Below are 10,637 nucleotides of genomic sequence, written 5' to 3'. Positions count from 1 at the left end.
TACAGTCAATTAGAGAAAATTTATCCACAATTTAAATATGCTAGTCCAAAAGTTAAACATTCACTTTTTAGTGTACCATTAACCTATATGGGTTTTGGAGGTTATTTAAATCCGATTACTAATGAAGCGCAAGTAAATTCGCTAATTCCTAAAAATAATTACGCAGCTACTGTTTGCCATGAAGCTGCTCATCAAATTGGAATAGCTTCCGAAAGCGAAGCAAACTTTGTAGGTTATTTGGCAAGTACAAATTCTAATGATCCATTCTTTAAGTATTCTGGTTATTTAATGGCAATGCGTTATTGTATTTCTGAAGTTTATCGAAAAGATCCTGCAAGTTTTGAAGCACTAAAACCACTTATAAATAAAGGAATTTTAAAAGACATGCAGCAAAGTCAGAAATTTTGGGAATCGTATCAAAATTGGTCAGAAAAATATTTTAAAACTTTTTACGATAACTATTTAAAAGCCAACAAACAAGCAGATGGAATTAAAGGTTATAGTAAAATGGTAGTACTTTTAATTAATTACCATAAAAGTGTTGATTTTGTGTTGTAATTCTTTCATACCTGTGAAAACAGGTATCCATTCTATGTTATTTTAAACTCCTATTCTGTTCAGGTTGCTTGTTAATGTTTGGTAAGCCTAGCTACGGTGATTCTAAAGATTTTTCTATCTCCATAGAAATGACAAAGTGTGAACTAAAAAAACCTACCAGGTTTTTGAAATATGTTAGGTTAAATAAATTACTGCACTTTACTTTTTTTGAAATTTGCTCACTAACAACTAATTCATTTATCACTATCTTTGCAGCTTATTTTAATAACTATGCGGAAACAGATTTCGAGTGTACAGAATCCTTATATTAAAGAACTCTTTTTGTTAAAAGAAAAATCTCGCATCAGAAAAAAAACACAAACTTTCTTAATTGAAGGTTTGCGTGAAATTTCTTTAGCTTTAAAAGGTGGTTACACAATAAAAACTTTATTGATTGATTTGTCTATTATCGATGAACCAGCATTAAATAACTTGTTAGAAAGCACTTCTTTAGAAATAGAAGTTATTGAAATTACAAGCCAAATTCATCAAAAATTAGCAACTAGAACTACTACCGAAGGTGTTTTGGCAGTTGCAATTTCTAAGGATTTAGCATTAGATACTATTGAATTTAAAACTGAAAATCCATTTATATTAGTTGCAGAAGCACCTGAAAAACCGGGTAATATTGGCGCTTTGTTAAGAACTGCAGATGCTGCTGGAATTGATGCTGTTTTTATTGCAAATCCGAAAACAGATTTGTACAACCCAAATATTATTAGATCTAGTGTTGGATGTTTGTTTACAACAACTATTGCTACTGGAACAACTTCAGAAATAATTTCATTTTTAAAAGAAAGGAAAATTAATATTTATGGAGCAGCTCTTTCTGCATCAGTCGAATATCAAACAATCGATTTTAAAAAATCTGCAGCAATTGTTGTTGGAACTGAAGCTACAGGATTAACAAATGAATGGCTTGAAAACACAACAAAAAACATTATAATTCCAATGCGAGGTGCTATCGATTCTATGAATGTCTCTGTAAGCGCAGCAATTATTTTATTTGAAGCAGTAAGGCAACGAGTGTTACAACGTTAACTTAAAAATATAATTACACATTTAAACGATTCTACATAAATCATGACTCCACAATTACTTTTTTACATATTAATAGGAATAATTTTAGCGAAATTTTTATTTGACACTTTTTTAGATGCTCAAAATGCTAAACATTTTAATGATCCTATCCCTAAAGAATTAAAAGGAATTTATAATACTGAAGAATACGAAAAATCTCAAGCTTACAAAAAAGAAAATTATACGTTTTCGCTTATTACCAGTACTTTTTCGTTGGTGTTGACTTTATTATTTTTTATGTTTGATGGATTTGCATATGTAGATGAAATTGCAAGAAATATAACTGACAACACCATTTTAATTACACTAATTTTCTTTGGAATTATTTTATTTGCAAGCGATATTCTTACACTTCCTTTTTCGTATTATAAAACATTTGTCATTGAAGAAAAATTCGGATTTAATAAATCAACCTTAAAAACATTTATTTTCGATAAAATAAAAGGATGGTTGCTATTATTGATTATTGGAGGTGGAATTCTAGCATTATTAACTTGGTTTTATCAATTAACAACTACAAATTTTTGGTTATATGCTTGGGGATTAATCGCTGTTTTTACAGTATTTATGAATCTTTTCTATTCAAAATTAATTGTTCCTATTTTTAATAAACAAACAAGTTTAGAAGAAGGAGAATTGAAAACAGCCATCGATAATTTTGGAAAAAAAGTAGGATTTAAATTAGATAATATTTTTATAATTGACGGTTCTAAACGTTCTACAAAAGCAAATGCTTATTTTTCAGGTTTCGGTTCTCAAAAAAGAGTTACGTTATATGATACCCTAATCAACGATTTAGAAACAGATGAAATTGTTGCTGTTTTAGCACACGAAATCGGTCATTATACTAAAAAACATATTATTTATAATTTAATTTTATCGTTAATTTTAACCGGATTCACATTTTATATTTTATCACTTTTTATTGGAAATCAATTACTTTCACAAGCTTTGAAAGTTGAAATTACCAGTTTTCATATTGGTTTAATAGCTTTCGGTATTTTATATAGTCCTATTTCAGAAATTACTGGTTTCTTAATGAATATTATTTCAAGAAAGTTCGAATATGAGGCCGATGAATATGCTAAAAACAACTACAATGCAGCAGCATTAATCTCTTCATTAAAAAAATTATCAAAAAATAGTTTAAGCAATTTAACACCGAGTAATTTGTATGTTAAATTTCACTACTCGCACCCTACTCTTTTAGAACGAATTTTAAACTTAAAAAAATAAACTTAATACATTGTTTAATAATTTAAAAATACTATTTTTAAGCGATGACATACAACTTAAGCCAAGAAGAAGAAAATAAAGAAATAGCAAAACGATATAAAGATTTGCTTAAAGGTGCGTACCAAACTTTTACTGATACCGATAAAAAGGAAATTAGAAAGGCATTTGATATTGCATTAGAGGCACATAGTTCCCAAAGAAGAAAAACAGGAGAACCTTATATTTTTCATCCAATTGCAGTTGCAAAAATAGTAGCCTACGAAATTGGTTTAGATACTACTTCTATTGTTGCTGCATTATTGCATGATGTTGTTGAAGACACCGATTATACATTAGAAGATATTGAGCGTTTATTTGGAGAAAATGTTGCTAGAATTGTTAATGGCTTAACTAAAATATCGCATTTAAAAAAGGATCAAGATGCTTCTGTACAAGCTGAGAACTTTAGAAAAATGTTACTTACATTAAATGATGATGTTCGGGTTATTTTAATAAAAATTGCAGACAGGTTGCACAATATGCAAACTATGGATGCAATGCCACACGATAAACAAATAAAAATATCTTCTGAAACATTATACATTTACGCACCATTAGCACATAGACTTGGGCTTTACAATATAAAATCTGAACTCGAAAATCTAGGGTTAAAATACACAGAACCAGATGTTTATATCGACATTGCAAATAAGGTAACGCAAAGCAAGGAAGAACAGAAAATTTACATAGATACATTTACTGATATTATAAAAGAATCTTTAGATCAAGAAGGTTTTGAATATACAATTAAAGGGCGCAGAAAATCTATTTATTCTATCAGAAAAAAAATGCTTTCTCAAGGAGTTACTTATGATGAAATTTACGATAAATTTGCCATTAGAATTATTTATAAATCTACAGTAAAACAAGAAAAATTTGATGCCTGGAAAATATACTCCATTGTAACTGACCATTTTAGACCAAACCCAAGTAGATTAAGAGATTGGATTAGCCAACCTAAATCCACAGGATATGAATCACTTCATATTACCGTAATGGGCCCAAAAGGAAAATGGGTTGAAGTTCAAATTCGTTCAGAAAGAATGGATGAAATTGCTGAAAAAGGCTATGCAGCGCATTATAAGTATAAAAACCAAAGCGAACGAGAAACTGGTTTAGACGATTGGTTAAATAAAATTAAAGAATCTTTAGAAAATCCAGATGGTAACGCTATTGATTTTGTTGAAGATTTTAAGTTGAATTTGTACGCAAAAGAAATTTTTATTTTTACTCCAAATGGCGATTTAAAAGCACTTCCAAAACATGCAACTGCCCTTGATTTTGCTTTTTCAATTCACACACAAGTTGGGATGAATTGTAGAGGTGCAAAAATTAATGGAAAACTAAAACCAATTAGTCAAGAATTATATAGTGGTGATCAAGTAGAAATTATTACCGCTAAAAATCAAAAACCGAATATTGGTTGGTTAGATTTTGTTGTAACAGCTCGTGCTAGAACCAGGATAAAAAATGCTTTAAAAGAAGATCAAAAGAAAATTGCCGAAGAAGGTAAAGAAGTATTAACCCGAAAGCTTAAACATTTAAAAATAACTTTAAATGAAAAAGTGGTGAATGAATTGGTAGTATATTTTAAACTTAAAACCAGTTTAGATTTATTCTACAGAATGGGAAGTGGCGCTATAGACAACACCCAACTAAAAGATTTTATTTCAAAACGAAACAATGCTTTTGTTAGTTTCTTTAAAAATAGAATTAGAAGAAGCCCTAGCAAACAAGAAAATATTGATAAGGATGAAGTAATTGCAAATTACGATTCCTTGGTTTTTGGAGCTGAAGAGGAACGTTTAGAATATAAAATGTCTCAGTGCTGTAATCCAATACCAGGCGATAAAGTGTTTGGTTTTATTACTATAAATGATGGTATAAAAGTTCATAAAAAAGATTGTCCTAATGCCATAAGTCTGCAAGCAAATTATGCTTATAGAATACTTAGTGCTAAGTGGATAGATTCTACAAATCAAGAATTTAAGGCAATTTTAAAACTGCACGGCGTAGACCATGTGGGAATGGTTAATGAAATTACTGAGGTTATATCAAGAAATATGACAGTGAACATTCACAATTTAAATATTTCTGGAAACGATGGTATTTTTGAAGGTAGAATAACTGTAAGTGTTAAAAATAAATCGCAACTTCAAAAATTAAGTGATAGTATTAAAAAAATTGAAGGAATAGATAAGGTAGATAGAATTTATAAACATTAATTTATTCACAATTAAAGTTAATAAATATAAAAAAATCAAGTATTTTTTTTCAAAAAATAGACTTAACTTTGTTGTTTAATTTTTTTATTAAAATAAGGAACTTATGAGTGTTGAAAATCAGAAAATTGTAAAAAGCGTTTTTATTAAATTTCTAGAAACAAATCTTCATAGAAAAACTCCAGAGCGATTTGCAATTCTTCAAGAAATCTATGATTTAAATGATCATTTTGATGTGGAATCTTTATATATTCAAATGAAAAATAAAAATTATAGAGTCAGTAGAGCTACACTTTATAATACCATAGAATTACTGCTGGAATGTGGTTTGGTTAGAAAACACCAATTTGGACAAAGTCAAGCCCATTATGAAAAATGCTATTTTGACAAACAACACGATCATCTTATTTTAACAGATTCTGGAGAAGTTATTGAATTTTGTGACCCACGAGTTCAAATAATTAAAAAAACAATTGAAGATACTTTTAATGTAGAAATTCACAATCATTCGCTCTATTTCTACGGAACAAAAAAACAAAAGAAATAACTATCACTAACATATTATTAAGCAACACAACATGGCTGTAAATTTATTATTAGGACTACAATGGGGAGACGAAGGCAAAGGAAAAATTGTAGACGTACTTACTTCAAATTATGATATAATTGCTCGTTTTCAGGGTGGTCCAAACGCAGGGCATACTTTAATTTTTGATGGACATAAACATGTACTACATACAATTCCTTCTGGTATTTTTCATAAAAAAGCTATTAATGTAGTTGGAAATGGTGTTGTAATTGATCCTGTAATTTTTAAAAAAGAATTAGATAATTTATCACAATTCAATCTGGATTTTAAAACTAAATTATTAATTTCCAGAAAAGCACATTTAATTTTACCAACGCACCGTTTATTAGATGCCGCAAGTGAAGCGTCAAAAGGAAAAGCTAAAATAGGTTCAACTTTAAAAGGAATTGGTCCAACTTATATGGATAAAACTGGAAGAAATGGGATGCGTGTTGGAGATTTAGAATTAGCAGATTGGAAAGATAAATATGCAGCTTTAACAGAAAAGCACATTAGAATGATCGACTTTTTTAATGTTGATATTCAGTATAATTTAAAAGAATTAGAAACTGAATTTTTCAATGCAATTAAAGTTTTAAAAGAACTTACTTTTATAGATAGCGAAGAATACTTAAACAGTGCCATGAAAAATGGTAAAACAATTTTAGCCGAAGGAGCTCAAGGTTCTTTATTAGATGTTGATTTTGGAACGTATCCGTTTGTAACTTCGTCTACTACTACTGCTGCAGGTGCTTGCACTGGTTTAGGTGTTGCTCCAAATAAAATTGGTGATGTTTTCGGAATTTTTAAAGCCTATACAACACGTGTTGGTTCTGGTCCATTTCCTACCGAATTATTTGATGAAGATGGTGAAACAATGTCTAGAGTGGGACACGAATTTGGTGCAACAACAGGTCGTCCGCGTAGATGTGGATGGTTAGATTTAATCGCATTAAAATATGCTGTTGAAATTAATGGTGTTACACAATTAATGATGATGAAAGGCGATGTGCTTTCAGGATTTAAAACATTAAAAGCCTGTACTTCATATAATTATAACGGTACAGAAGTACACCACTTACCATATAATATTGAAGCGCATAATGTAACTCCAATTTATAAAGAATTTAAAGGTTGGAAGGAAGATTTAACTTCAATGACAAGTGAAGATACACTTCCAAAAGAATTGAAAGAGTATATTAAATTTATTGAAGATTTTGTTGATGTTCCTGTAAAGATTGTTTCTGTTGGACCTGATAGAAAACAAACAATAATTAGAAAATAATTAAAAGCTGTTTAAGAAGTTGAATTTTCGTTAGTGCACTGTCATTTCTGCCTTCGCAGGAATGACAAATAAGAATTTAATAAACTCTAACAACACAGATTTAATATTTTTTAGGCAGCTTTTTTTAACATACTATTATTAAGTTCCCTACTACTTTTTAGTTAGTTTTGTATTTAAACTTATACCACTTGAAAAATATAGTATTCATATTTATTTTACTCTTTAGTATTCAAGGATTTACTCAATCTAAGAAAATTAAAATTTTAAAAGCTGATAATACCATGGTTGATCCTAACTATCCTGGAGCAACTATATCTTTAGGAAATGTTTTTGTTGAGCACGAAGGCGCTACATTGCGTTGCGATAAAGCTTACATATATTCAGAAAAAGATCTTATTAAAGCTATGGGAAATGTTATTATCAATCAAGGTGATACCATAATTCAATATAGTAAATATGTAGATTATGATGCCAAAAAAAAGCTAGCAACTTCTTGGGGTGATGTTATTTTAAAGGATGAATTAATGATTCTTAAAACAGATACCCTTTATTTCGATAGAGAAAAACAACATTTATTTTATAAAAGTGGCGGAACAATAAAAGATACTACAAACCTACTTAAAAGTAGAATTGGAAATTATTATTTGCAAACCAATAAATTTCAAGCCTTTAATAAAGTAGATGTTACCAATAAAGACAGTAAATTAATTTCAGACCATTTAGATTATTATACAAGTACTGGAATAGCAGAATTATTTGGTCCTTCAACTATTACTAGCGAAGAAAATGCTATTTATACAGAAAAAGGACATCATAATACAAAAACTAACATCTCACACTTTTTAAAGAAATCGAAAATATTTTATGGTGATAGAACCATTTCAGGTGATAGTTTATACTACAATAGAAACATTGAGTTTGCATCAGCTACCGGAAACATTAAAGTATTAGATACTGTAAATGAAACTGTTATAAAAGGTGGTTATGCAGAGTATTTTAAGCTATTAGACTCTGTGTTTATTACAGACAAGGCGGTTGCAATTTCAGTAATGGAAAAAGACTCTATGTATATTCATGGAGATAAGTTAATGGTAACAGGTAAAACTGATGAAAGATTGATTAAAGCCTTTAATAGAGTTAAAATTTTTAAATCTGACTTACAAGGAAAATGCGATTCACTAATTACCAATGAAAAAACTGGAATTACTAAAATGTTTACAAAACCTGTGCTTTGGGCAGAAGGCAATCAAATAACAGGAGATACGATTCATTTTTTATCTAATATAAAAACAGAACAATTAGATTCTTTAAAAATCTTGAATAATGCTTTATTGGTTAAGAAAGATTCTGCTGGTTTCAGTCAACTTAAAGGCAAAAACATGTATGGAAAATTTAAAAACAATAACATAGAGTCTTTAGATGCCATTGGAAATAGCGAAACTCTATTTTTTTTAAGAGATGAAAATGATAAGCTTTTTGGAATTGATAAAAAACAATCTAGCGACCATATTTTAATTCTTTTTGAAAATGATGATGTAAAAAGTATCGATTATTATAAAGCAATAACAGGTAAAACCTACCCTCCTTCTGATTTTGAAAAATTGAGAGAAGAAGACAAATTTTTAACTGGATTTATTTGGAGGGAAGAAGAAAGACCTTTAACAAAAGATGGTATTTTTATAAAAGATGAAATGGCTATTGAAGTTCCTGAAAAATCAACAATTCCAAAAGAAAAACCTAAAGTAAAAAATCCTTTAATAAAAGAGCTTCCAAAAGAAAGAATTATGCGAAGACAATAAATTATTTTAGGAAAACCCATAAGATATTTAATTAAAAAAATAAAATTGAAAAAGCATTTTTTTAAACACCTAGCACAAACAAGTCCACATCCGTTAGCTTTAGAAATATCATATGCAAATGGGGCATATGTTTATGATTCTGATAAAAAAGCATATTTAGATTTTATTGCTGGAGTTTCTGCAAATACATTGGGGCACAATCATCCTAAAATTTCACAAGCCATTAAAAATCAAGTTGATGACTATACGCATGTAATGGTTTATGGCGAATTTATTCAGCAGCCACAAGTAGTACTTTGCAAATTGTTAGCAGATAATTTACCAGATAATTTAGAGACTGTTTATTTAACTAATTCTGGAACAGAAGCCACAGAAGGTGCTTTAAAATTAGCAAAACGTTTTACAGGACGAAGTGAGATTATTGCAGCCAAAAATGGATATCATGGCAATACACAAGGTGCCATGAGTGTTTGTGGAGCAGAAGCACAAAATAGTGCATTTAGACCTTTAATTCCTGGGATTAGATTTATCGAATTTAATAATAGTATAGATCTAAATAAAATCACTAATAAAACTGCTGCTGTAATTTTAGAAACCATACAAGGTGGTGCCGGATTTATTGAGCCTACAAATAACTATTTGCAAAAAGTATTAGACAAATGTAACAAAGTAGGCGCTTTGTTAATTTTAGATGAAATTCAATCTGGAATTGGTAGAACTGGAAAATTATTTGGTTTTGAAAATTACAATACAATTCCACATATTATTGTTGCAGGTAAAGGTTTAGGAGGCGGAATGCCAATTGGAGCATTTATTTCCTCTTTTAAAATAATGGATTGCTTAAAAGAACATCCTAAACTTGGACATATAACTACATTTGGCGGACATCCTGTAATTGCCGCTGCTGCAAATGCAACATTAAAAGAACTTTTAAGTGCTAACTTAATTGAAGAAACACTTATTAAAGAAACTTTAATTCGAAAATTATTAATACATCCGTTAATCACAGAAATAAGAGGAAAAGGATTAATGCTTGCTGCAATAGTTGAAACTAAAGAAATTGCTTCAAAAGTTATTTTAAAAAGTTTAGACAAAGGATTGCTCCTTTTTTGGTTGTTGTTTGAAGGAAAAGCGATTAGAATTACACCTCCCCTTACTATTACTAAAGATGAAATTTTTAAAGGTTGCAATATTATTATTGAATCTTTAAATGAAGTATTAGCTGATTATTAACAATTTACATTAACTTTATTTTAACAAAAAATAGACAGGTCACATTTTATTCGTTAAATATTTGTTAATATAGTACTATGCAATACATAATAGCGTAACAAAACTAAAATAGAAACGTCATTTAAGTGTAAGTAACTAATTAAAAACAAATATTATGAAAACTTTAAATATAACATTAACAGAGCAAAAAAAGAAAAAAGCAGTAATTATTAATTTTACAAATACAAAAAGAATCCAATGGGATAGATTTAGAAGATATGGATTTCACGCCTAATTATTTATCCGATTTCTAAAAACTATACGTATAAAATTTAAATAATAAACCTATAGAATCTAACTCTATAGGTTTTTTTAGTAACAAACAGAATAGAAAATTAATAAAATTAGTACAATAATTTTACAAAGTGCATTTTTAAAAATTAACTTATCAGATTATTTAGTACCACAAAACTCCATCCCTCTTTGGTACTCCAATCCAGGACCATCACAAGCATTCCAAGTTGAAACTAATTTATTTTCTTCCTCAAAAATTATTAAAACTTCTTTTAAATCTCCTGTGCAATTACTTATAATACCAG

The 10,637-nt window shown here is 29.0% G+C and carries 8 protein-coding genes; all 8 read left to right on the top strand.

Annotated elements, in window-relative coordinates; translation table 11 throughout:
• Positions 1-558: DUF3810 domain-containing protein (locus AB1Z17_RS10130; protein ID WP_368051685.1), on the top strand; the 558-nt coding region annotated here is incomplete at its 5' end.
• A gap of 270 nt (positions 559-828) precedes the next feature.
• Positions 829-1,638 (top strand): TrmH family RNA methyltransferase, encoded by an 810-nt coding sequence (locus tag AB1Z17_RS10125; protein WP_368051684.1) that lies wholly within the window; start codon positions 829-831, stop codon positions 1,636-1,638.
• 42 nt (positions 1,639-1,680) lie between these two features.
• Positions 1,681-2,913 carry a M48 family metallopeptidase gene (locus AB1Z17_RS10120; RefSeq protein ID WP_368051683.1) on the top strand — a complete coding sequence of 411 codons (1,233 nt, stop codon included), beginning with the start codon at positions 1,681-1,683 and terminating at the stop codon, positions 2,911-2,913.
• Between the two features lie 44 nt (positions 2,914-2,957).
• Positions 2,958-5,177 carry a bifunctional (p)ppGpp synthetase/guanosine-3',5'-bis(diphosphate) 3'-pyrophosphohydrolase gene (locus AB1Z17_RS10115; protein ID WP_368051682.1) on the top strand — a complete coding sequence of 740 codons (2,220 nt, stop codon included), beginning with the start codon at positions 2,958-2,960 and terminating at the stop codon, positions 5,175-5,177.
• Positions 5,178-5,280: 103 nt separating this feature from the next.
• A complete protein-coding gene (locus AB1Z17_RS10110; protein ID WP_368051681.1) occupies positions 5,281-5,721 on the top strand; it encodes a Fur family transcriptional regulator in 441 nt (146 codons plus the stop codon).
• Positions 5,722-5,752: 31 nt separating this feature from the next.
• Positions 5,753-7,027, top strand: coding sequence for an adenylosuccinate synthase (locus AB1Z17_RS10105; protein WP_368051680.1), 1,275 nt, complete (start codon positions 5,753-5,755; stop codon positions 7,025-7,027).
• 188 nt (positions 7,028-7,215) lie between these two features.
• Complete coding sequence (locus AB1Z17_RS10100) at positions 7,216-8,826, top strand: OstA-like protein (protein ID WP_368051679.1); 1,611 nt, start codon at positions 7,216-7,218, stop codon at positions 8,824-8,826.
• A gap of 45 nt (positions 8,827-8,871) precedes the next feature.
• Complete coding sequence (locus AB1Z17_RS10095) at positions 8,872-10,059, top strand: aspartate aminotransferase family protein (protein ID WP_368051678.1); 1,188 nt, start codon at positions 8,872-8,874, stop codon at positions 10,057-10,059.
• Positions 10,060-10,637 lie beyond the last annotated feature (578 nt).

The sequence above is a fragment of the Lutibacter sp. genome, from assembly GCF_040883305.1.
GTDB lineage: Bacteria > Bacteroidota > Bacteroidia > Flavobacteriales > Flavobacteriaceae > Lutibacter.
Note: the sequence above shows the minus strand (reverse complement) of the source record. Positions and strands in the feature narration are given on the sequence as shown.